Annotated in this window: 18 protein-coding genes and 1 pseudogene; 6 read left to right on the forward strand and 13 right to left on the reverse strand. The window is 74.8% G+C overall.

Features of this window, described 5'->3' with window-relative positions; genetic code table 11:
* Positions 1-20: 20 nt before the first annotated feature.
* Positions 21-1514: a DNA-binding protein NsdB gene (locus tag E4U92_RS08840; protein ID WP_137299745.1), complete on the reverse strand. Its 1494-nt coding sequence runs from the start codon at positions 1512-1514 to the stop codon at positions 21-23.
* A 245-nt stretch (positions 1515-1759) separates the two neighbouring features.
* On the opposite strand from E4U92_RS08840, the gene E4U92_RS08845 reads away from it, so the two are divergent.
* Entirely contained in the window at positions 1760-2893 is a 1134-nt protein-coding gene (locus E4U92_RS08845; protein WP_137299746.1) for an aminoglycoside phosphotransferase family protein, read from the forward strand.
* Positions 2894-3171: 278 nt separating this feature from the next.
* Entirely contained in the window at positions 3172-5118 is a 1947-nt protein-coding gene (locus E4U92_RS08850) for an N-acetylmuramoyl-L-alanine amidase (protein WP_137299747.1), read from the forward strand.
* A 14-nt stretch (positions 5119-5132) separates the two neighbouring features.
* Here E4U92_RS08850 and E4U92_RS08855 read toward each other — a convergent pair whose 3' ends face one another.
* The 4 genes and pseudogenes from E4U92_RS08855 to E4U92_RS08870 form a co-directional block, all read right to left on the reverse strand.
* Positions 5133-5630: a hypothetical protein gene (locus E4U92_RS08855; protein ID WP_137299748.1), complete on the reverse strand. Its 498-nt coding sequence runs from the start codon at positions 5628-5630 to the stop codon at positions 5133-5135.
* A gap of 95 nt (positions 5631-5725) precedes the next feature.
* Complete coding sequence (locus E4U92_RS08860) at positions 5726-6628, reverse strand: universal stress protein (protein WP_137299749.1); 903 nt, start codon at positions 6626-6628, stop codon at positions 5726-5728.
* Between the two features lie 147 nt (positions 6629-6775).
* On the reverse strand, positions 6776-7018 hold the full coding sequence (locus tag E4U92_RS08865) for a DUF397 domain-containing protein (RefSeq protein ID WP_137299750.1): 243 nt from the start codon (positions 7016-7018) through the stop codon (positions 6776-6778).
* Positions 7019-7185: 167 nt separating this feature from the next.
* Positions 7186-8031 (reverse strand): annotated as a pseudogene (locus E4U92_RS08870) (alpha/beta fold hydrolase); the annotation flags it as partial.
* 190 nt (positions 8032-8221) lie between these two features.
* Between E4U92_RS08870 and paaK the strand changes: the two are divergent.
* Positions 8222-9571: a phenylacetate--CoA ligase PaaK gene (gene paaK / locus E4U92_RS08875; protein WP_137299751.1), complete on the forward strand. Its 1350-nt coding sequence runs from the start codon at positions 8222-8224 to the stop codon at positions 9569-9571.
* Between the two features lie 27 nt (positions 9572-9598).
* On the opposite strand, the gene E4U92_RS08880 is transcribed toward paaK, so the two are convergent.
* The 4 genes from E4U92_RS08880 to E4U92_RS08895 form a co-directional block, all read right to left on the reverse strand.
* A complete protein-coding gene (locus E4U92_RS08880; RefSeq protein WP_137299752.1) occupies positions 9599-11092 on the reverse strand; it encodes an acyl-CoA synthetase in 1494 nt (497 codons plus the stop codon).
* 199 nt (positions 11093-11291) lie between these two features.
* Entirely contained in the window at positions 11292-11483 is a 192-nt protein-coding gene (locus tag E4U92_RS08885; RefSeq protein WP_137299753.1) for a DUF2795 domain-containing protein, read from the reverse strand.
* 87 nt (positions 11484-11570) lie between these two features.
* On the reverse strand, positions 11571-13139 hold the full coding sequence (locus tag E4U92_RS08890) for a phytoene desaturase family protein (protein ID WP_137299754.1): 1569 nt from the start codon (positions 13137-13139) through the stop codon (positions 11571-11573).
* A gap of 72 nt (positions 13140-13211) precedes the next feature.
* On the reverse strand, positions 13212-13604 hold the full coding sequence (locus E4U92_RS08895) for a four-helix bundle copper-binding protein (protein WP_137299755.1): 393 nt from the start codon (positions 13602-13604) through the stop codon (positions 13212-13214).
* Positions 13605-13792: 188 nt separating this feature from the next.
* On the opposite strand from E4U92_RS08895, the gene E4U92_RS08900 reads away from it, so the two are divergent.
* On the forward strand, positions 13793-14158 hold the full coding sequence (locus tag E4U92_RS08900) for a DUF6479 family protein (RefSeq protein ID WP_174863761.1): 366 nt from the start codon (positions 13793-13795) through the stop codon (positions 14156-14158).
* Positions 14159-14194: 36 nt separating this feature from the next.
* Here the strand turns inward: E4U92_RS08900 and E4U92_RS08905 are convergent, their stop codons facing one another.
* Entirely contained in the window at positions 14195-15067 is an 873-nt protein-coding gene (locus E4U92_RS08905) for a fructosamine kinase family protein (protein ID WP_137299756.1), read from the reverse strand.
* 101 nt (positions 15068-15168) lie between these two features.
* On the opposite strand from E4U92_RS08905, the gene ppk2 reads away from it, so the two are divergent.
* The gene (gene ppk2, locus E4U92_RS08910; protein WP_137299757.1) at positions 15169-15972 is read left to right on the forward strand and encodes a polyphosphate kinase 2; all 804 of its coding nucleotides are present in this window, start codon (positions 15169-15171) and stop codon (positions 15970-15972) included.
* A gap of 264 nt (positions 15973-16236) precedes the next feature.
* Complete coding sequence (locus E4U92_RS08915; protein ID WP_137299758.1) at positions 16237-17601, forward strand: phosphoribosyltransferase family protein; 1365 nt, start codon at positions 16237-16239, stop codon at positions 17599-17601.
* Between the two features lie 50 nt (positions 17602-17651).
* On the opposite strand, the gene E4U92_RS08920 is transcribed toward E4U92_RS08915, so the two are convergent.
* From E4U92_RS08920 to E4U92_RS08930, 3 genes are all read right to left on the reverse strand, one after another.
* Entirely contained in the window at positions 17652-20036 is a 2385-nt protein-coding gene (locus E4U92_RS08920) for a phosphoketolase family protein (protein WP_137299759.1), read from the reverse strand.
* 139 nt (positions 20037-20175) lie between these two features.
* Positions 20176-20655 (reverse strand): RpiB/LacA/LacB family sugar-phosphate isomerase, encoded by a 480-nt coding sequence (locus E4U92_RS08925; RefSeq protein ID WP_137299760.1) that lies wholly within the window; start codon positions 20653-20655, stop codon positions 20176-20178.
* Positions 20656-20704: 49 nt separating this feature from the next.
* Positions 20705-21619, reverse strand: coding sequence for an SCO6745 family protein (locus E4U92_RS08930; protein WP_229862442.1), 915 nt, complete (start codon positions 21617-21619; stop codon positions 20705-20707).
* Positions 21620-21781 lie beyond the last annotated feature (162 nt).

The raw sequence follows: 21781 nt of genomic DNA on the forward strand, positions 1-21781 counted from the left end.
GCACCCCGCGCCCGGCACCCTCACGCCGGTGCCGAACTCCCCCTGTTCCCCTTCGTCCTGGGCAGCGCCAGCATGATCTCCTCGCGCAGCTCGCTGATCTTCGGGGACGAGGAGTACTGCGCGGTGAGCCGGTACATCTGGCGCAGCCGGTCCCAGGTGCGGCGCGAGGAGTTGGCGCCCATCGACATCAGCGCCAGCCGGGCGTAACGCGCCGCCTGTTCCGGGTCGTCGGCGATGAAGCAGGCCGAGGCCATGGACAGGTGGTCGAAGATCTTCGACCGCTCCCGCCCGTCGACCCGCAGCGCCAGTGCCTTCCCGGCGTAGTGCTGGGCGTGCACGGCGGCGTCCGGCTCGAACTCGGCCAGCGTGCGGTACGCCAGGGCCTGCATGCCGTAGAGGTCCTCGGCCTTGAACGTCTGCATCCAGGGCGGCGGTTCCACGTCGCCCCGGTCCGCGACGAACAGGTCCTCGGCCCGGCCGAGCGTGCGGCGCATGGCCTGTCCCTTGCCCATCGACGCCTGCGCCCACGCCTCGATGGTGTGGAACATGGCCCGGGTGCGGGGCAGCACCCGGTCGCCGGAGCCGGACTGGGCGAGCTTCATCAGGTCCAGGGCCTCGTCGGGCCGGCCCAGGTGCACCATCTGGCGGGCGGCGCGGGACAGGGCCTCGCCGGCCCGGGGCCGGTCGCCGCCCTCGCGGGCCGCGTGCGCGGCGATGACGAAGTACTTCTGCGCCGTGGGTTCCAGGCCCACGTCGTGCGACATCCAGCCCGCGAGGACCGCGAGGTTGGCCGCGACGCCCCACAGGCGGCGCTGCAGGTGCGGCGGGTGGTGGTAGGCGAGCATGCCGCCCACCTCGTTGAGCTGGCCGACCACCGCCTTGCGCTGCAGGCCGCCGCCGCGGGCGGCGTCCCAGGCGCGGAACACCTCGACGGAGCGCTCCAGTTCCTCGACTTCCTCGTGCCCGACGGGGGCGGCCTCATAGCGGTCGAACCCGGCGGGGTCGGCGTGGAGGGGACGGTCGAGGACGGGAGCGTCGGCGGACAGGGTCGGATCGGTGTGCAGCCAGTCGTACATGGCGCTGCTGAGTGCGGAGCCCGCGGTGAGCGCGACACCCGCGCCCACCAAGCCGCGTCGGTTGAGCATGAGGTCCATTCCCGTGAATTCGGTGAGGACCGCGGCGGTCCGCTCGGGCGCCCACGGCACACCGTCGGGATGCTCCACATTCCCGTCGCCCTGCCGTTTCCCCGTGCGCCCGTGCCGGACCAGACCGAGGTCCTCGATGGTCACGACACGGCCGAGACGCTCGGTGAACAGGGCCGCCAGCACCCGCGGCACCGGATCGCGCGGGATCTCGCCCGTGTCGATCCACCGCCGCACCCGCGAGGTGTCGGTCGCCAGCTGGGGGTGGCCCATGGCCGCCGCCTGCCGGTTGACCAGCCTCGCGAGTTCCCCCTTGGACCAGCCGGCCAGGCCGAACAGGTCCGCGAGGCGGGTGTTGGGTTGTCCGCTCACGTCAAAGCCCCCAGGTTCTCGGCTGAGTTGACAGTAGCCCCGGCACAGTTGCCGGGCGACTATTCGCCAGGGTCCGCCAGGGTGCGCCAGATGGTGTGCCAGGGGACGACGGGTGTCAGGTAGGAATGCGCCACCCCGACCCGGTCGCTTGTCACATGACGGACGCACTTCCCCAGGGTGCACCCGGGCGGCCGGCCGGGGCAGCGCATTCGATGTCGAGGCACACGAAGGGATCTGTTTCGCCCATGTACACAGCATCGTCCTCCGTGTCCGCACCGCTCCGGCCGCTCCGTCCCCGCCAGGGCGGTGGCCCCTACCTCGACCCCTCCGCGCGGTCGGCGCCGCCCGCGCTGGTGGGCCGCCAGCGCCGCGCGCCGGGACTCGGGGCCCAACCGCTCAGCGGGAGACTCGACTTGTCCGGCCCCCAGGGCGCCCAGTTGCGCACCGCCCTCGCGTCGGTGCACCGGATCTGTCCCGAGTTCGCCCCCGTGCAGGTACTGCGCCGCAGCGGGCGCTCGGTGCTCCTGGTCGGCACGACCGGCCGCAGCACGGCCGTCGCCAAGTGTTTACTCGACCCCTCCCCCGCCCGGTCCGAGCACATCCGGCGGGAAATAGCCGCGTACCGCACGTTCGTCCGGCACCGCCCCCCGGTGCGGGCGCCGAGGCTGATCGCGGCGGACCCGGACAACTGCACGCTGGTCATCGAGCGGATGCCCGGACGGGCCGCCGCGCTGACCCGGCACCCCCTGCAGGTCCCGCCCCGCGCGGACATCAGGGCGGCGCTCGGCGCGATCTGCCGGCTCAACGCCTGGCGGCCGCCGGCGGGCAGCTTCGACGCACCGCTGGACTACGCGGCCTGCGTCTCGCGCTACTACGAGCTCGGCCTGCTCACCGACCGGGACCTGGGCGACCTGCAGAAGCTGCTGCACGGCATCGCGGCGAGCGCGGGCCGGCACGGCATGGGCCAGTTCTGCCACGGTGACGCCCTGCTGTCGAACGTCCTGCTGTCGCCGGCCGGCCCGGTGCTGGTGGACTGGGAGCACGCGGGCTGGTACCTGCCGGGCTACGACCTCGCCACGCTCTGGTCGGTCCTGGGCGACGCGCCGGTGGCCCGCCGCCAGATCAGCCAGCTCGCGCAGTCGGCGGGCCCCGCGGCCCGCGACGCCTTCCTGGTGAACCTGATGCTGGTGCTGACCCGGGAGATCCGCACCCTAGAGACGGCCGTACAGCGTTCGCTGCACGACGCCGCCCCGACGGCGGCCGGGGCCCAGCCGGGAGCCGCGCCGTCCGGCGAGGAGCAGCGGCTGCTGCTGCGGCGGCTGCACGACGACTGCCAGCTCGCGCGGCGAGCGGTGCGCGCCGCGGTCGGCACTCGCTGAGGCCGAGGGAACGGAAGGCCCGTGCTGTGCCGCGGCGACGGCGCACCACGGGCCTCCGTCCGTCCCGATCTTGGCAGCCCGCCCGCGACACCCCCATTGGTGTAAGCCACTGAAGCACCGCAGGCCCGCGGGCCGCCGCCACGAAACTCGCCGAACCCCCTGGTGACGAGGGAAATCACCGGTGTGTGGGCATGATTGACGGATCGTCGGCCAGCCGATACCACTGACACGCTCGGCCCCGCCCGCACCCCCACGCACCCCCGTTCCAGGAGGCCGCTTTGCGAGGATCCCTCACCCCCACCCGGAGAACCGTCGGCACGGCGGCGGCCGCAGCCCTGCTGCTGCCCCTGCTCGGCGCGGCCCCTTCGGGCGCGTCGCCGTCGGAACCGGCCGCGTCCGGCACCCTCCAGCAGGCGTTCGCCCACGCCGCCGCCGAGTACCACGTCCCGCAGAGCGTGCTCCTGGGCGTCTCCTACCTCCAGTCGCGCTGGGACGCCCACGCCGGGGCCCCGAGTGTGACCGGCGGCTACGGTCCCATGCACCTCACCGATGCCCGGACCGCGCTCGCCGCGGCCGAGCACCACGCCGGGGGCACCGAGGACGCGCGCGGCGACAGCGCCCGCCCGGCCCTGCGCCCCGAGGTGACGCTGCCGAAGGCCGACGAGCTGCCGGCCCGCCTGAAGACGCTGCCCCAGGCGGCCGGCCTGACCGGGCGGAGCGACGCGGACCTGCGCACCGACCCGGCGGCGAACATCGAGGGCGGCGCCGCCCTGCTGGCCGCCGACCAGCGCGCGCTCGGCGAACCGCTGAGCGCCGACCCGGCCGACTGGTACGGCGCGGTGGCCCGCTTCTCCGGCGCCGACGACACGGCGACCGCGGCCGCCTACGCCGACGACGTGTTCGACGTCATGCGCACCGGTGCCCGCCGCACCACGGACTCCGGCGAGCCGGTCGCCCTGGCCGCGCGGCCGGGCCTCGCGCCCGACACCCGCCAACTGCGGCGCGCCGGGCTGCGCGCGGGCTCGGCGGAGGGCACCGAGTGTCCCGCGTCGGTGTCGTGCGAGTGGATCCCGGCGCCCTACGAGCAGTTCGGGGACAACGACTACGGCAACCACGACCTGGGCGACCGCCCGGCCTCGCAGCGCATCCGCTACATCGTCATCCACGACACGGAGGGCGCCTGGGAGGGCGTGCTCAACCTGGTGCAGGACCCGACCTACGTGTCCTGGAACTACACGCTGCGCTCCACCGACGGCCACATCGCCCAGCACGTGAAGGCCAAGGACGTGGCCTGGCACGCGGGCAACTGGTACGTGAACGCCGCCTCGATCGGCCTGGAGCACGAGGGCTTCCTCGCCGCGCCGGACGCCTGGTACACGGAGGCGATGTACCGCGCCTCGGCCCGGCTGGTGAAGTACCTCTCCGTCCAGTACGGCATCCCGCTGGACCGGCAGCACATCCTGGGCCACGACACGGTGCCCGGGCCGACCACGTCGACGGTGCCGGGCATGCACACCGACCCGGGCCCGTACTGGGACTGGGCGCACTACTTCGAGCTGCTGGGCCACCCGCTGCGGCCGACGCCCACCAAGAGCCGTTCCGTGGTGACCATCCGGCCGGACTACGCGGCCAACCAGCCGGTGTACACCGGCTGCACGACGGCGGGCGAGCCGTGCGCGGCGCACGGGTCCAGCGAGGTGCGGCTGTACTCCGACCACGACGAGAACGCGCCCCTGATCAAGGACATCGGCCTGGGCACGACCCCGACGACCGGCGTCAACGACCTGTCCTCACGGGTCTCCACGGGCCAGCAGTACGCGGTGGCCGACCGCTGGGGCGACTGGACGGCGATCTGGTACCTGGGGCAGAAGGCGTGGTTCCGCAACCCCGCCGAGCAGCCGACGGCGGTGCCCGCGGCGGGTCTGGTGATCACGCCGAAGGAGGGCCTGGACAGCGTCCCCGTGTACGGCCGGGCCTACCCGGAGGCGTCCGCCTACCCCGCGGGCGTGCCGGTGCAGGCGGTGTCGCCGCTGCGGTACACGGTGCTCAAGGGCCAGCGGTACGTGGTGGGCGACCGGGTGCCGGGTGAGTACTACTACGCGGTCACCTTCACGACGGACTCCCACCGGGTGGTCGCCGGCAAGGACCTGTACTACGAGATCCAGTACGGCCACCGGGTGGCGTTCGTCCGGGCCGCGGACGTGGACGTCGTCCCGGCGGCCTGACCCGCCGGGCCGCCTCAGCCCTGCTGGAACAGCTCCGCCGGGAGCGGCTTCAGCAGGGCGTACAGGTCGTCCGTGATGGGGCGGTCCCAGGCCGCGATGGTGACCAGGACGTTGTCGCTGCGGTCGAACTGCACGCAGGAGATGCGGCTCTCGGAGAGCTTGAGGCGGCGCACGATCAGCAGGTTGTCGCCCTGCATGACCGGGACGTCCTCGACGCCGACGACGGTCACCTCCTCGTCGTTGCCCAGTGCGAGGAGCAGCTGGGCCACCTCGAAGGGCACCTCGCCCTCGGCGACCTCGCGGGCCGGGGAGCCCTCGGGCAGGTTGCCGATGATCATCGCGGGGCCGCGGCCGCCGAAGAGGTCGTAGCGCAGGTAGACGCCCTGGCAACTGCCGTCGGGGGCGGGCAGCAGGCCGGCGCCGAGGTTGCCGGGCCAGTCGCCCGGGTCCATGGCCAGTACGTCGAAGTCGGGCCCGGCGGGCGTGGCGCTGCGGCGGCGGAGGAACGACATGCCGCCATGGTACGGGTCCGGGGGCCGTCGACGCCGTGCGGGCCGCGCGTCCTCCGGGGCGGTGACGGGAGGGGCCGCCGGGTGCGCGGGGCGGCTCATTCCTCGACGGGTGAGGGGGGCACCACCACGACGGGGCTCGCCGCGTGCAGCAGGACCGCGTGGGTGACGGAGCCCAGCATGCGGGTGGGCGCGAGGAGGCGGCGGCGGTGGCGGCCGACGACCACCAGGTCGGCGTCCTGGGAGGCGGCGACCAGGTGTCCGGCGGCGTCGCCGGGCGCGGGGCGGGCGTCGGCGCGGACGCCCGGGTGGCGTGCGCGGTGGGGGGCGAGGAAGCCCTCGGCGAGGGTGCGGGTCTCGTTCTCGATCACGCCCTGGTCGACACCGGCCGGGACGAGTTCGCCGGGCGCCGACCAGGTCTGGACGGGCCACGGGTAGGCGGCGACCGCCTGGACCCGGGCGCCGCGCAGGACGGCCTCGGTGAACGCGAAGTCGAGGGTGCCGTCGTCGGGGGCGTCGACCTTCAGGCCGACGACCACGCGGGGCCCGGGCTCCTGGAGGACCGCGTCGTCGACCTGCCGGCCGGGCCGGGGCACCACGACGACCGGGCACTCGGCGTCGCGGGCGGCGGTCAGCCCGTTGGAGCCGAGCAGCAGGCCGGCGAAGCCGCCGCGGCCGCGCGAGCCGAGCACCAGCAGCCGGGCCTCCGCGCCGAGCCCGGGCAGCAGTCCGCCGGGGGCGCCGTCGAGGGCGATGTACTCGGTGTCCGGCACCTGCCCCGCGGCCTCGACGCGGGCGCGGGCGTCGAGCAGGACGGGGTCCTCGTCCGGGGCGGGCGGGACCACGATGGGGGCGCCGGGCTGGGTCCAGGCGGCGTAGTGGCGCACGTGCGCCACGCGCAGCGGCGCGTCGCGCAGGCGTGCGGCGTGGAGGGCCCAGTCCAGGGCGCGCAGACTGTCGTCGGACCCGTCGACCGCCGCGACGACCGGCAGACTGCTCATGATCCTCACCTCCGGAGTGCGACCGTGCTCCTGCTGGGGCCACCTTCGCGCAGGTGCCCGCCCCGGCAGGGCCTCGCCGCGTCGCGTGTCCGGAAAACGGGCCACAACACGCCCGGATGGCGCCCCGGCCCGCCGGCGTGCGGCGGATCAGGTGAGGTCGAACTCCCCTTCCCGCGCCCCCGACACGAACGCGCCCCATTCGGCGGGCGTGAAGATCAGGGAAGGGCTCTCGGGCCGGCGGCTGTTGCGCATCGCGATGAACCCCTCGACGAAGGCGATCTGGACATCCCCCAGGCCGCGGCTGCTGGACTGCCAGTCGGCGTTGCTGAGGTCCAGCTCCGGCTTGTCCCAGCCCACGACCCGCTGCTGCTGGATGGTGCTCTCGGCCACGTCCGTGCTCCTCCCGGTTCCGTCGTCCGCGGCCAGCCTAGCGATCGTGCCGTACCGCGGACAGAGCACATGAGCGGGACTTCCAGGACTTGTGGGACCCGGGGCCGGCGTGCCGCGGGCGGCCCGAGGGTCTGACGGGCCCCGGGAGGACCAGGTCGTAAGGTGCGCGGCACCGCCGCTCCGGTCAGGAACGCGTCGACCCGCTCCGTGAACCACTCGGGGTCGTCGAGCCACGGGTAGTGAGCGGCGCCGGGCTGCACGACGAAGCGGGCGCCGGGGAAGGCCTCGGCCGCCCGGCGGGCCAGGTCGGGCCGGGGACCGCCGTCCAGGGCGCCGGCGAGCACCAGCACCGGGGCGGCGCACCGGGCCAGCGCGGCACGGGTGGCCGGCGGGTCGTAGGCGCCGTCGGAGCCGTACACCTCGGCGGCGGCGTCGTTGCACTGCTCGTCGGCGGCCGCGTCGTGCGCGATGGCCGCGGCGTCCCAACGACCGTGGAAGAAGGGGGAGATGACCGGGTCGTACTCCGCCGGGTCCCGCAGCCACGCCTCGAACGCCGGGAACGCGTCGGCGAACCAGGGCTCCCCCCGGCGCAGCCGTGCGGCGGCGAGCCGGTCCTCGGCCGTGGGCCGGCAGCCCAGCGCCCAGGGGATGGCGGTCACGAGGACCAGGCGTGCGACGCGCTCGGGGTGACGGGCCGCGTACAGCATGGCCAGGCTGCCGGCGGCGGAGTGGGCGAGCAGGTCCATCCGCTCCAGTCCGAGGTGCCGGCGCAGCGCCTCCACGTCGTCGACCAGGCGGTCGCAGCGGTACGTCGCCGGGTCGGCCGGGACCTCGGAGTCCCCGGTTCCCCGCAGGTCGAGGAGGTGCAGCCGCCGGCGGTCGGCGAGACGGCCGAGGTCGCCGAGGTAGGCGGAGGCCCGCATGGGACCGCCCGGCAGGACGACGAGCGGCGGACCCTCCCCGCGGACGTGGAGGGCGAGGCGGGTCCCGTCGGGCGCGGCGAAGGTCGGCACACCGCGAGATCCTCCGGTCGCGCGCCGGGTGTCCGCAACGGCATTTCGGCGCAGGCGAGAAAGTCGCCCCGGACTCTTGCCAGCGGGCCCGACCGCCTGAATTACTGATCCCGGGTGGATCGACCGAATGATCGGTCGCCCGGTATGGCGTGTACGCAAGGGTTCGGTGCGGTTCGGAGGTGTGGCGTCCATGGCGGAGACGCGGGAACTGTGGGACGCGGGGGAACGGCTCGACGTCGAGGCGCTGCGGGCGCTGCAACTGGACCGGCTGCGGGCGTCGTTGCGGCACGCGTACGCCAACGTGCCGTTCTACCGGGAGGCCTTCGACAAGGCCGGTGTCCGTCCCGACGACTGCCGGTCCCTCGCCGACCTGGCCCGCTTCCCGTTCACCACCAAGGCCGACCTGCGGGAGCACTACCCGTACGGGATGTTCGCCGTGCCGCGCGACCGCGTCCGCCGGCTGCACGCCTCCAGCGGCACGACCGGGCGGCCGACGGTGGTCGGCTACACCGACGCCGACCTCGCCATGTGGTCGGACATGGTGGCCCGTTCGATCCGGGCGGCGGGCGGCCGGCCCGGCGACACGGTGCACATCGCCTACGGCTACGGCCTGTTCACCGGCGGCCTCGGCGCCCACTACGGCGCGGAGCGGCTCGGCTGTACGGTCGTCCCCGCGTCCGGCGGCATGACGTCCCGTCAGGTGCAGTTGATCCGGGACCTGGAGCCCCGGATCATCATGGTCACCCCGTCCTACATGCTCACCCTGCTCGACGAGTTCGAACGCCAGGGCGTCGACCCGCGCTCCACCTCGCTGGAGGTCGGCGTCTTCGGGGCGGAGCCGTGGACCGAGGAGATGCGGCGGGAGATCGAGGAGCGGTTCGGGATCGACGCCGTGGACATCTACGGCCTGTCGGAGGTGATCGGTCCCGGCGTCGCGCAGGAGTGCGTGGAGACCAAGGACGGCCTGCACATCTGGGAGGACCACTTCTACCCCGAGGTCGTCGACCCGTTCACCGGCGAGGTCCTGCCCGAGGGCGAGGAGGGCGAGCTGGTCTTCACCTCGCTCACCAAGGAGGCCATGCCCGTCGTCCGCTACCGCACCCGGGACCTGACCCGGCTGCTGCCGGGCACGGCGCGGGTGTTCCGCCGGATGCGGAAGGTGACCGGCCGCAGCGACGACATGGTGATCCTGCGCGGGGTGAACCTCTTCCCGACCCAGGTCGAGGAGATCGTGCTGCGCACCCCGGGCGTCGCCCCGCACTTCCAGCTCCGCCTCACCCGCGAGGGGCGCCTGGACGCCCTCACGGTCCGCGCGGAGGCCCGCCCGGACGCCTCCCCCGACGACCGGGTCTCGGCCGCCCGCTCCATCGCGGCGGCCGTCAAGGACGGCATCGGCGTCTCGGTCGCGGTGGAGATCGTCGACCCGGAGTCGCTGGAGCGCTCGGTGGGCAAGATCCGGCGAATCGTTGACGAGCGGGTCGAGCGGGACGAGCGGGTCGAGCGGGTCGAGCGGGTCGAGCGGGTCGAGCGGCCGCGCTGAGTCCGCGCAGCGCTCGTCCCCGGCCGCTCACGCGAACCGGTCGCGCAGCTCCCGCTTGAGGATCTTGCCGCTCGCGTTGCGGGGCAGCGCGTCCACGAACAGCACCCGCTTGGGCGCCTTGAAGGCCGGCAGCCCTTCCCGCGCGTGCGCGATCAGCTCCTGCTCGGTCACCTCGCCCCGGGGCACCACCACCGCCGTGATCGCCTCGATCCACTTCTCGTCGGGCAGCCCGACGACCGCGACCTCGGCGACCCCGCCGTGGGTGTACAGCGCGTCCTCGACCTGCCGCGAGGCGACCAGCACGCCACCGGAGTTGATGACGTCCTTCACCCGGTCGACGATCGTGAAGTAGCCGTCGGCGTCGCGGACCGCGAGGTCGCCGGAGTGGAACCAGCCGTCACGGAACGCCTCGGCGGTCTCCTCGGGCTTGTCCCAGTAGCCCTCGCAGAGCTGCGGTGAGCGGTAGACGATCTCGCCGGGAGTGCCGTCGGGCACCTCCTTGCCGTCCTCGTCGACCACGCGCGCGTCGACGAACAGGACGGGACGCCCGCAGGAGTCCATACGGCCCCGGTGCTCGTCGGGGGCGAGGACGGTGGCCAGCGGGCCGATCTCGCTCTGCCCGAAGCAGTTGTAGAAGGCGAGTTCCGGCAGCCGTGCGCGCAGCCGCTCGAGGACGGGGACCGGCATGATCGACGCCCCGTAGTACGCCTTGCGCAGCCCGCCGAGGTCCCGTTCGGCGAAGTCGGGGCGGCCTGCCAGGCCGATCCACACGGTGGGCGGGGCGAACAGGCTGTCCGCGCGGCCCTGTTCGATCAGGTCGAGGAGCCGGTCGCCGTCGGGGGCGTCCAGGATGACGTTCGTCGCGCCGACGGCCAGGTACGGCAGCAGGAAGACGTGCATCTGCGCCGAGTGGTACAGCGGCAGCGCGTGCACGGGCCGGTCGCCGGCGCTGAGGTCGAGGGCGGTGATGGCGCTCAGGTACTCGTGGACCAGGGCGCGGTGGGTCATCATCGCGCCCTTGGGCCGGGCCGTCGTGCCCGAGGTGTACAGCAGTTGCACCAGGTCCTCGCTGCGCGGCTCGGGCCCGTCGTACGGGGCTGCGCCGGCGAGGCGGGCAAGCAGCGCGTCGTCGGTGTCGCGCAGCGCCAGCGCGGGGGTGCCGTCCGGGAGCCGTGCGGTCAGGTCGGGGTCGGTGAGGACCAGCGCGCTGCCCGACTGGCGGACCAGGTAGGCGAGGTCGTCGCCGGTGAGGTTCTGGTTGACGGGCACGTGCACCAGGCCGGCGCGGGCGCAGGCGAGGAACGCGATGAGGTAGGCGTCGGAGTTGTGGCCGTAGGCGCCGACCCGGTCGCCGGGGCCGAGGCCCTGGGCGAGCAGGACGCCCGCCGCCCGGGAGACGGCGTCGTCGAGTTCCTCGTAGGTCCAGGTGCGGTCGCGGTACTCGACCGCGACGCGCGCCGGGGTGCGCCGGGCGCTGCGCCGCAGCACCCCGTCGACCGTACTGCCGTGTCCGGGCGTCATGGCCCTGATCCTCGGCGCGCCACCGGCAGGGGTCAAGCTCAGGCGTCGAGCTCGGAAGTCGGGCCGCCCGCGCCGGAGCCTGCCCCAGGGGCGGGGCCTGCCCCTGGGGCGGGCCGCGTGCCGGGCACGCCGCGGCCGCCGGCCCATCTGGGGACGGCGGCCGCGGCGGGGGACTCTCCCGGGGGCCCGGGGCAGGCGGTCAGCCGCTGAACACCGCCTTCTGCACCTCGTTGGGTCCGTCGAAGTGGTCCTGCTTCAGACCGTCGAGGGAGCTGACGACCTTGTCGTCCGCGTGGTTGCGGCGGGCGCAGTCGACGAGGTCCTTCTTCTCCGCCGGGTAGTCCATGCCGCTGAGGGCCTTCTGGAGGTCGATGGGGCTGAGGTCCGCCATGGCATCCTCCTGCGATATGCCGGATTCGTCTGGACTTGTCGCAGTACCCGGTCCCGGCCGCCCCATGCGACTCGATCGGCGCGCCGCTCAGCGGGCCTCCCGCTCCAGGACCGCCATGGCCGCGTTGTGGCCCGGCACCCCGCTGACGCCGCCCCCGCGCACCGCGCCCGCGCCGCACAGCAGCACGTTGGGGTGGCGGGTCTCCACGCCCCAGCGGCCGGTGCCGTCCTGGGCCCAGGGCCAGGACAGGGCGCGGTGGAAGATGTGGCCGCCGGGCAGCCCGAGGTCGCGCTCCAGGTCGAGCGGGGACTTGGCCTCGATGCAGGGCCGGCCGTCCGCGTCCGTGGCCAGGCAGTCGGCCAGCGGTTCGGCGAGGTGGGCGTCGAGCTGGGCGAGGGTGCGCCGCAGGAGCTCCTCGCGGACGGCGTCGTTGTCGCGCTCGAAGAGCCGGGCGGGGGCGTGCAGGCCGAAGAGGGTGAGGGTGTGGTGGCCCGCGGCGGCCAGGTCGGGGCCGAGGATCGTCGGGTCGGTCAGGGAGTGGCAGTAGATCTCCGAGGGCGGCGCGTCGGGCAGCTCTCCGGCGGACGCCCGGGCGTGTGCGTCGGCGAGCTGCCCGTAGTTCTCGGCGATGTGGAAGGTCCCGGCGAACGCCTCACGTGGGTCCACGGAGGTGTCCCGCAGTCTCGGCAGCCGCTTGAGCAGCATGTTCACCTTGAGCTGCGCCCCCTCGGCGGGGGCCGGCGGGGCGTCGCCGGTGAGGGCGGCGAGGGCCTGCGGGGAGGCGCCGACGAGGACGTGCCGGGCGGCGGCGACCCCCTCGCCGTCGGCGCTGCGCCAGGCGACCTCGGCACTGCGGCCGTCGGTGTCGATGCGCACGGCCTCGTGGCCGGTGGCGATCACCGCACCGGCGGCGCGGGCGGCGCCGGCCAGCGCGTCGGTGAGGGCGCCCATGCCGCCGACGGGCACGTCCCAGGCGCCGGTGCCGCCGCCGATCACGTGGTAGAGGAAGCAGCGGTTCTGGGCCAGCGAGGGGTCGTGGGCGTCGGCGAAGGTGCCGATCAGGGCGTCGGTGAGGACCACGCCCCGCACGAGGTCGTCGGTGAAGCGCTCCTCGACGGCGACGCCGACCGGCTCCTCGAACAGGGCCCGCCAGGCCTCCTCGTCGTCGACGCGGCGGCGCAGCTCCTCGCGGGTGGGCAGGGGCTCGGTGAGGGTGGGGAACACCGAGCGGGCGACCCGTCCGGTCATGCCGTAGAACCGCTGCCAGGCGTCGTACTCGCGGTCGCCGCCGGTCAGCCGGGCGAACGCCTCCCTGGTGCGCCGCTCGCCCCCGCCGACCAGCAGGCCCGTGGGCCGTCCGGCGCGCTCCACGGGCGTGTACGACGAGATGTCGCGGGTGCGCAGCCGGAAGTCGAGGCCGAGGTCCTGGACGATCTTCGCGGGCAGCAGGCTGACCAGGTAGGAGTAGCGCGACAGACGGGCGTCGACGCCGGCGAAGGGGCGGGTGGAGACCGCGGCGCCGCCGGTGTGGTCCAGCCGCTCCAGGACCAGCACGGACCGGCCTGCGCGGGCCAGGTAGGCGGCCGCGACCAGGCCGTTGTGGCCGCCGCCGACGATGACGGCGTCGTAGCTGCGGGATCCCTCGTGTGCGGACATGGTTCTTGGTAACACGCGGTGATCCACTCCGGCCAGGGTGCGGCGTCCGCCTGGCCTGGCCGGCGCGGCGGGTCAGCGCAGCGTGCCCAGGAAGGTCGTGCACGCCCGGGCGCACGCCCGGCAGGCCGCCGCCGCCTCCTCCGCGCCGGGGTAGGCGTCGAAGACGTGCGCGGTCTCCAGGCAGACGGTGCGGCACCACTCCAACTGGACGCGGATGCCGTCCTCGTCCTGGCGGTTCTCCTCGGACAGGACGCGGCACGTCGCGTCGCACACCTCGGCGCACATGATGCCCTTGCGCCGCGCCAGTTCCTGCTGTTCGGTTCCGTCCGGGTCCACGAGGCTCGCACGCACCGCGCAGGCGCGGGCACACTCGGTGCAGGCCTGTGCGCACGCGAAGCGCTCCTCCAGGAACCGGAAGAGCTCCTGCTGGTCCTGCTGCTCCTGCTGGGATGTCGTCCGGGTCACCCTGCGCGGGTAGCCGCCGCCCGCTGCCCCAAACCCCGGCGCCACGGCGGCGGATGCGGGCGTCGGACACCCCGGCAGGGTCGCCCGGCCGCACACCGTGCGCGGCGGCGCGGGGACGGTGCGTGACACCGCACGCAGCAGTCACCCCGACCGCGATTCGCGCCCGATTCAGGGGGTATTGCACCGGTATGACTAGCGCATCCATGCAACTGGCCGCCCCCAGCGGTCTGCTCAGTCTCGGGCTGTTCCTCGTCGCCATGGCCCTGCTGGGGTTGCTGGGCGGCGGCTTCTGGCTGGGCTACCGGGTCAAGATGAACGAGTCGCCGCGGCCGCGTCCCGAGGAGCAGCCGCAGTTGCCGCCGGAGGGCCCGGTCCACGAGGTCCGTGAGAACCGTGAGCCCGACGACGTCCCGCGGATACCGAAGGGCGAACGCCCGCTCACCCCGTACGAACTGACCAACATGCGGACCCGGACGAGCACGTCGACGACCCGGCCGCGCTGGAGCAAGGGCAGCAGCGGGTCGTTCGGCGGCGGCGGTCTGGGCGCGCACTGACCCCCGTCCGGCGCGGAGGCGGCGGGCTCCCGGTTCTCACCCGGCCGCCTCCGCGACGGCGAGTGCCTGCCGCGCGTACGGGCGGCCGAACAGCACGGTGTGCACGAGCAGGGGGAAGAGCTGGTGCAGGCCGATCCTGTCGCGCCAGCCGTCCGCGAGGGGTGCGGTCTCCTGGTAGCCGTCGAGCACCCGGTCCAGGTGGGGGCAGCCGAACAGGTGGAGCATCGCCAGGTCGGTCTCGCGGTGGGCGCCGTGCGCGGCGGGGTCGACGAGCCAGGCGCGGCCGTCGGCGTCCCACAGGACGTTGCCGTTCCAGAGGTCGCCGTGCAGCCGCGCCGGGGGCTCGGCGGGCCCGGCCAGGCCGGGCAGCCGTGCGCACAGCCGCTCCAGCACGGCCGCCTCGCGGGGACGGAGGCTGCCGGCGTCGACGGCGGTGCGCAGGTAGGGCAGCACCCGGTGCTCGGCGTACCAGGTCGGCCAGTCGTCGCCGGGGACGTTGCGCATCGGCGCGCGTCCGATGGCCGCCTCGCGCGGACCGCCCGGCGGCGGGGCGCCGAACGCCGGGGCGCCGGCGGCGTGCAGCGCGGCCAGCTCGCGGCCGAGGCGGACGGCCCCCTGCGGTGTGGGCCGCCCGTCGGGCACCCGGTCCGTGACCAGCCAGTGCTCCTCGGAGCCGTGCACGGCGGGCACGGGGACGGCGTCCGCCCGGGCCAGCCAGCGCAGCCCGGCCGCCTCGGCCCGTACGGCGTCCGGGCCGTCCCCCCGCTTCACGACGACCGTGCGCCCGTCGTCCAGGTCGACCTCGTGCACGGCCGTGGAGAGCGGGCGGTGGCGCAGGGCGCGGGCAGAGGCGAGGCGGGCGGCCGCGGCGAGGGGGCCGTCGGCGGCGGGGAGCGGACCGTGGGGCACGGCGCCCAGGCTAGGGGGTGTCGAGTCGTGCGTGTCGCGGATCCGCGTCGGGCTTCCTACACTGCGAGCTCCAGCGGATCGCGGCGAGGGGAGTCGGGCACATGGCCGAGCACAAGGCGCCGAAGCTGTCGGGCAAGGTCTACGAGAGCGAACTGCTGCGACTGCAGATGGAGTTGGTCAAGCTCCAGGAGTGGGTGCGGGCCGAGGGCAAGCGCCTGGTCGTGGTGTTCGAGGGGCGTGACGCGGCCGGCAAGGGCGGCACCATCAAGCGGGTCACCGAGCACCTCAACCCACGCGTCGCGCGCATCGCCGCCCTGCCGAAGCCGACCGAGCGCCAGCGCAGCCAGTGGTACTTCCAGCGCTACGTCGAGCAGTTGCCGGCCGGCGGGGAGATCGTGCTGTTCGACCGCTCCTGGTACAACCGGGCCGGGGTGGAGCACGTGATGGGCTTCTGCACGAAGGGTGAGCACCAGCTCTTCCTGCGCCAGTGCCCGATCTTCGAGCGGATGCTGGTCGAGGACGGGATCCTGCTGCGCAAGTACTGGTTCTCGGTCAGCGACACCGAGCAGCAGGAGCGCTTCCGCAAGCGGCTGGAGGACCCGCTGCGCCGGTGGAAGCTGTCCGCCATGGACCTGGAGTCCATCACCCGCTGGGAGGCGTACTCGCGGGCCAAGGACGAGATGATGGTCCACACCGACATCCCCGAGGCGCCCTGGTACCACGTGGAGAGCGACGACAAGAAGCGGGCGCGGCTGAACATGATCGCGCACCTGCTGGACTCGGTGCCCTACCGCGAGGTCCCGCCGGCGGTCCTCGACCTCCCGGAGCGGCCCGAGTCGACCGGGTACGTGCGCACCCCTCGCGACCTGCAGACCTACGTCCCGGACCACGCAGCGACCTTGTGAGGGCCGCGGACCCCCTTGTCCGGCCGGGCAGGCCGCGACGCCCGGGCGGGCCGCGCCGGGTGAGCCGGGGGCGGCCGGCCCTGGTGGCGCCCGGGGTCGGTGTGGTGTCCTGGAAGCAGGACGGGTAGGACGGCGCCGGACCACGAGGGGAAGCGGCCGCCGGCCGCGCCGTCGCGGCCCGCGACGAGCGAGTGTCCTCCCGCCCGCCACGCGGCGCCGACCCCGACCTCGCACCCGTGTCGGCCCGCCGCAAGGAGGTGGCCCATGCGGTTCGTGGACCGGACGGAGGCGGGACGCCTGCTCGCCCGGAGGCTGGAGCACCTGCGGGGCCGGGACGTGGTGGTCCTGGGCCTGGCGCCGGGCGGGATGCCCGTCGCCAGGGAAGTGGCCCGGCACCTCGGCGCGGCCCTGGACGTCCTCGTGGTGCGCGCGCTGGGCGTGCCCTGGCAGCCGGAGCTGGCCTTCGGCGCCGTGGGGGAACACGGGATGCGCGTCCTGGACGACGACGTGATCCGGCACGTCGCCCTGGCCGCGGAGGACCAGCGGGCCGTGGAGCGCGCCGAACGCGCCGAGGTCGCCCGGCTCACCCGCCGCTACCGCGGGGAGCGGGCGCCCGAGCCGGTGGCCGGGCGCACGGTCGTGGTCACGGACGAGGGCATGGCCGACGGGGTCACCGCGTCGGCGGCCTGCCGGGCCGTCCGCGCACGCGGCGCCGTCCACGTCCTGCTGGCCGTGCCGGTCGCTCCCGAACGCGCCCTGGCCCGGCTGCGTCCGGTGGCCGACCAGGTGGTCTGCCTGCAGCCCCTGCGCCACCTCGGCTCGGTGGGCGCCTGGTACCGCTCCTTCCCCCGCGTCGAGGACGACACGGTGCCCGGCCCGCCCGCCCGGCCGCTGCGGGAGCAGCCCGGCACGCCGGCCGCCGCGGACGCGCCCACGGCACCGTCCGGGACGGCGCACGGGGACGCCCGCGCCGAGGCGGTGGAGAAGGACGTGCCCGCCGGGCCGGTGCGGCTGCGGGCCCGGCTCACCGTGCCGGACGCGGCGTACGGCCTGGTCGTGCTCGCCCACGGCGACTGCGTCGGCGGCGCCACCGCGTGCGACTGCCCCGGCCACCGGCGCGTCGCCGCCCTGCTGGTCCGGGCCGGCCTGGGCACGCTGCTGCTCGACCTGGTGACCCGGGACGAGGCCCGCGACCGGCACCTGCCGTTCGACATCGTGCTGCTCGCCCGCCGGCTGCGGGCGGCGACCCGGTGGGCGCGCGACGAGACGCGGCTTCCGGTGGCGTACTTCGGTTCCGGCACGGCGGCCGCGGCGGCGCTGGAGGCCGTGGCGCTCGATCCCGGTATCCGTGCCGTCGTCGGCTGCGGCGGCCGCCCCGACCTGGCCCGTCCGGCCACGCTGGCCGCCGTCCACGTCCCCACGCTGCTCGCGGTCGGCGCCCGGGACACCCGGATCCTGTGCCTCAACCGGCTCGCCGCGGACTGGATGCACTGCGAGCACCGGGTCGCCGTGCTCCCCGGTGCCGGGTCCGTGCCGGAGGACCCCGCCGCACGCGACGAGGTCGCCCGGCTGGCCGGGGAGTGGGTCACGGCCCACCTCGGGGCCGCGCGGGGCACACCCGTCGGCTGAGGACGGCCCCGGCGGCCGGGGCCCGGTGGGTCGGGTCAGCCCTCCCGGCTTCAGCCCTCCCAGCTCCAGTCGGCGACCTCGGGCAGGTCGGTGCCGTGCTCGCGGATCCAGTCGCGGTGGCGCAGCCGGGTGTCCTCCATCCGCTGGCGTACGCCCGCGGCGCGCACCGCGAGCCCGGGGACGCGGTCGATGACGTCCATGACGAGGCGGTAGCGGTCGAGGTCGTTGCCGACGACCATGTCGAACGGGGTCGTCGTGGTGCCGACCTCCTTGTAGCCGCGCACGTGCAGGTGGCCGTGGCCGGTGCGGCGGTAGGCGAGGCGGTGGATGAGCCACGGGTAGCCGTGGTACGCGAAGATGACCGGCCGGTCGGCGGTGAACAGCCCGTCGTACTCGAAGTCGCTCATGCCGTGCGGGTGTTCCCCGGCGGGCAGCAGCCGGGCGATGTCGACGACGTTGACCACGCGCACCGCCAGGTCGGGCAGGTGACGGCGGAGGAGCTGGGCGGCGGCCAGGACCTCCAGGGTGGGGACGTCACCGGCGCAGGCGAGGACCACGTCGGGTTCCCGGTCGCCGGTCTCGGTGCCGGCCCACTCCCAGATGCCCGCGCCGCGCGCGCAGTGCACCCGGGCCTGGTCCAGGGTCAGCCAGTCGAAGGAGGGCTGTTTCCCGGCCACGACGACGTTGACGTAGTCGCGGCTGCGCAGTGCGTGGTCGGCCACGCACAGCAGGGTGTTGGCGTCCGGCGGCAGGTAGACCCGTACGGCCTCGGGGCTCTTGTTGAGGACGTGGTCGACGAAGCCGGGGTCCTGGTGGGAGAAGCCGTTGTGGTCCTGGCGCCAGACGTGCGAGGTGAGCAGGTAGTTGAGGGAGGCGACGGGCGCGCGCCAGGGCAGCCGGCGGGTGACGCGCAGCCACTTGATGTGCTGGTTGACCATCGAGTCGACGATGTGCACGAACGCCTCGTAGCAGGAGAACAGTCCGTGCCGGCCGGTCAGCAGGTAGCCCTCCAGCCAGCCCTGGCAGGTGTGTTCGGAGAGGATCTCCATCACGCGGCCGTGCCGGTCGAGGTGTTCGTCGACCTCGAGGGTCTGTGCCTGCCACGCCTTGCCGCTGGCGGTGTAGACGGCCTGGAGCCGGTTGGAGGCGGTCTCGTCGGGGCCGACGAGGCGGAAGTCGCGGCGGTCGGCGGTGGCGCGCATGACGTCCTCGAGCAGGTCGCCGAGGACGCGGGTGGGTTCGTGCAGGGTGGTGCCGGGCTTGTCGACGGCCACGGCGTAGGTGTCCAGGTCGGGCATCGGCAGCGTGCGCAGCAGCAGGCCGCCGTTGGCGTGCGGGGTGGCGCCCAGGCGGCGGGTGCCGGCGGGGACGCAGGCGACGACCTCGGGGCGGGGCGCGCCGTGCTCGTCGAAGAGTTCCCCGGGCCGGTAGGAGCGCAGCCACGCCTCGAGTTGGCGCAGGTGCTCGGGGTTGTCGCGGACCGCGGCCAGCGGGACCTGGTGGGCCCGCCAGGTGCCCTCGACGGGCAGGCCGTCGACCTCGGCGGGCCCGGTCCAGCCCTTGGGGGTGCGCAGCACGATCACCGGCCAGCGGGGCCGCTCGGCGGCGCGGCCCTCGCGGGCGGCGCGCTGGACGGCGGCGATGCGGTCCAGGGCGGTGTCCATCGCCTCCGCCATCGCCCGGTGCACGGCGGCGGGGTCGTCGCCGGTGACGTGGAGGGGGTCGTGGCCGTAGCCGCGCAGCAGCTCGTCGAGTTCGGGCTCGGGGAGGCGGGCGAGCACGGTCGGGTTGGCGATCTTGTAGCCGTTGAGGTGGAGGATCGGCAGGACCGCGCCGTCGTGGACGGGGTCGAGGAACTTGTTGGAGTGCCAGGACGCGGCCAGCGGTCCCGTCTCGGCCTCGCCGTCGCCGATGACGCAGGCCACGACCAGGCCGGGGTTGTCGAAGGCGGCCCCGTAGGCGTGCGAGAGGGAGTAGCCGAGCTCGCCGCCCTCGTGGATGGAGCCGGGCGTCTCGGGCGCGACGTGGCTGGGCACGCCGCCCGGGAAGGAGAACTGCTTGAACAGCCGGGCCATGCCGGCGGCGTCCTGCGGGACGTCCGGGTAGATCTCGCTGTACGACCCCTCCAGCCAGGAGTTGGCGACCACGGCCGGCCCGCCGTGCCCGGGCCCCCACACGCACAGCGCGTCCAGGTCGCGGGCCTTGATCACGCGGTTGAGGTGGGTGTGCACGAGGTTGAGACCGGGTGAGGTGCCCCAGTGACCGAGCAGGCGGGGCTTGACGTGTTCGGGGCGCAGCGGCTCGGTGAGGAGCGGGTTGGCCATGAGGTAGATCTGGCCGACGGACAGGTAGTTCGCGGCGCGCCAGTGGGCGTCGAGCGTCCTCAGTTCGTCGTCGGTGAGCACGGTGGACGCCTGCCGGGGGTCGACGGACATGCGGGTTCCCTTCCGGGTCGCGGTGCGGTGGGCGGGGTGCCGTGGCGCACCCGTCCACCCTCTCCCGCCCGCCGGGTACCCGACAGGACCGGTCGACCCATTCGGGCGACCCCGGCCGGCCCCGGCGGCGCCGTGCGGCTCAGGCGCCCCGCTCCCCCGGTCCCGCCTCGTCGGCCCGGGCCCGGTCCAGCCCGTTCACATGGGCCACATTGCCCCGGTCCTCCGGGTCCTCGCTCGGTCCGGCCGTGAACCAGGCGTCCAGGATCTCCTTCAGCAGCGGTCCCGAGGTCAGGCGCAGGCTGAGGGCGAGGACGTTGGCGTCGTTCCAGCGGCGGGCCCCGTCGGCCGTGGCGCCGTCGGTGCACAGCGCCGCCCGCACTCCGGGCACCTTGTTCGCGGCGATCGAGGCGCCCGTGCCGGTCCAGCAGCACACGACGGCCTGGTCGGCCCGCCCGTCGGCCACGTCCCGCGCGGCCCGCGCCGAGCACACGGCCCACTGGGGGTCGTCGCCGGGCGCCAGCGCCCCGTGGGTGAGCACGTCGTGCCCCCGCTCGCGCAACTCCGCGACCAGCGCGCGGGCGACGGGTTCGTCCATGTCGGAGGAGACGGAGATCCGCATGCCGCGAGCTTAGGGGGTGCCCTGCTTCTCGGGCCGGGCGAGACACCCCTTAGGGGGTGTCGGACCGTGCGCTCGCGTCCGGCGTCGGCCGTCCGGTCCACACGCCGTCGGTCGTGCCGACCGGGTTGCCCGACGGGATCAGCCCGCTGTCGAGCACCGTCCTGGCCAGCGGGGCGAGCAGATCGGCGAGGCGTTGGGTGGGGGCGGCGCCGAGGGTCCGCCAGGGGCGGGCGGCCGCGGCGTCGGTCTCCGCCTCGATCCGGGCGCGCGCCGCCGCACCGGCCGCGGTGAGGCGTCCGTGGGCGTCGAGCCAGTCCCGCCCGCGCAGGTCCTCGACGGCCGTCCCCCAGGCGTCGGCGTCCCACTTGCGGCCCAGCCGCAGCAGGTCGGCGTCGGACTCCCCCGCGGCGACCTTGAGGACCATGGCGGCCACCGGTCCGACGCCGTGGGCGACGAGCACGGCGATGTGCCCGTCGCCGCGGTGCTCGCGCAGGGTCGTCAGGGCCTGCCAGAGCCGTACGTGGGGCAGGTCCGGCCGGTCCAGGGCCTGGTTGGCGCCCCCCAGCACCCGCCCCGCGGTGTCGGCGGCCTCGGCGGCCCGCCAGGCCAGGTCGGCGGCCTCCGTGAGGTCGGCGGAGGCGACGCGTCCGGCGCCGTACAGGCGGGTGAGGGCGGCGTCCATGGCCCGCCACCGGGCGGCGACGACCTCGGCCGGGTCGGCGTACCCCCAGGCGTCGGGCAGGGCGCCGGCCACGTGGGCCGGGTGGAAGACGTAGAAGGCACTGGTGACGACGGAGGCGGGCACGGGGCCGAGGGGCGCGGCGCGCAGCGCGAAGTAGCCCATCCAGAAGCCGCGCATCCCGAGGCCGTCCGCGGCCTCGCGGGCCTCGGGGCTGAAGTAGACCAGGTCGTGCACCGGTTCGCCGAGCTCCCACATCGTGCGTGCGACACCGTCGCCGTTCACGTGCTGCCCCTTCCGTCGGCTCGTCCCTGCCGGGAGGCAGCATCTCCTATGACCACGGTCATAACAAGGGCGCCGCGTGTCGCAGGACCGGGCGACGGGCGAAGGGGCGACGGGCGACGCGCGGTGGCCCCGGTCCGTGGAGGACCGGGGCCACCGGTGTCA

Origin of the sequence: Streptomyces galbus (genome assembly GCF_005280195.1) — a bacterium.
Classification (GTDB): Bacteria; Actinomycetota; Actinomycetes; order Streptomycetales; family Streptomycetaceae; genus Streptomyces; species Streptomyces galbus.

Coding starts and splice junctions, on each gene's coding strand:
- E4U92_RS08845 (WP_137299746.1), top strand. CDS start 1,760: ATGTACACAGCATCGTCCTCCGTGTCCGCACCGCTCCGGCCGCTCCGT.
- E4U92_RS08855 (WP_137299748.1), bottom strand. CDS start 5,630: ATGTCGTTCCTCCGCCGCCGCAGCGCCACGCCCGCCGGGCCCGACTTC.
- E4U92_RS08860 (WP_137299749.1), bottom strand. CDS start 6,628: ATGAGCAGTCTGCCGGTCGTCGCGGCGGTCGACGGGTCCGACGACAGT.
- paaK (WP_137299751.1), top strand. CDS start 8,222: ATGGCGGAGACGCGGGAACTGTGGGACGCGGGGGAACGGCTCGACGTC.
- E4U92_RS08880 (WP_137299752.1), bottom strand. CDS start 11,092: ATGACGCCCGGACACGGCAGTACGGTCGACGGGGTGCTGCGGCGCAGC.
- E4U92_RS08885 (WP_137299753.1), bottom strand. CDS start 11,483: ATGGCGGACCTCAGCCCCATCGACCTCCAGAAGGCCCTCAGCGGCATG.
- E4U92_RS08890 (WP_137299754.1), bottom strand. CDS start 13,139: ATGTCCGCACACGAGGGATCCCGCAGCTACGACGCCGTCATCGTCGGC.
- E4U92_RS08900 (WP_174863761.1), top strand. CDS start 13,793: ATGACTAGCGCATCCATGCAACTGGCCGCCCCCAGCGGTCTGCTCAGT.
- ppk2 (WP_137299757.1), top strand. CDS start 15,169: ATGGCCGAGCACAAGGCGCCGAAGCTGTCGGGCAAGGTCTACGAGAGC.
- E4U92_RS08915 (WP_137299758.1), top strand. CDS start 16,237: ATGCGGTTCGTGGACCGGACGGAGGCGGGACGCCTGCTCGCCCGGAGG.
- E4U92_RS08920 (WP_137299759.1), bottom strand. CDS start 20,036: ATGTCCGTCGACCCCCGGCAGGCGTCCACCGTGCTCACCGACGACGAA.
- E4U92_RS08925 (WP_137299760.1), bottom strand. CDS start 20,655: ATGCGGATCTCCGTCTCCTCCGACATGGACGAACCCGTCGCCCGCGCG.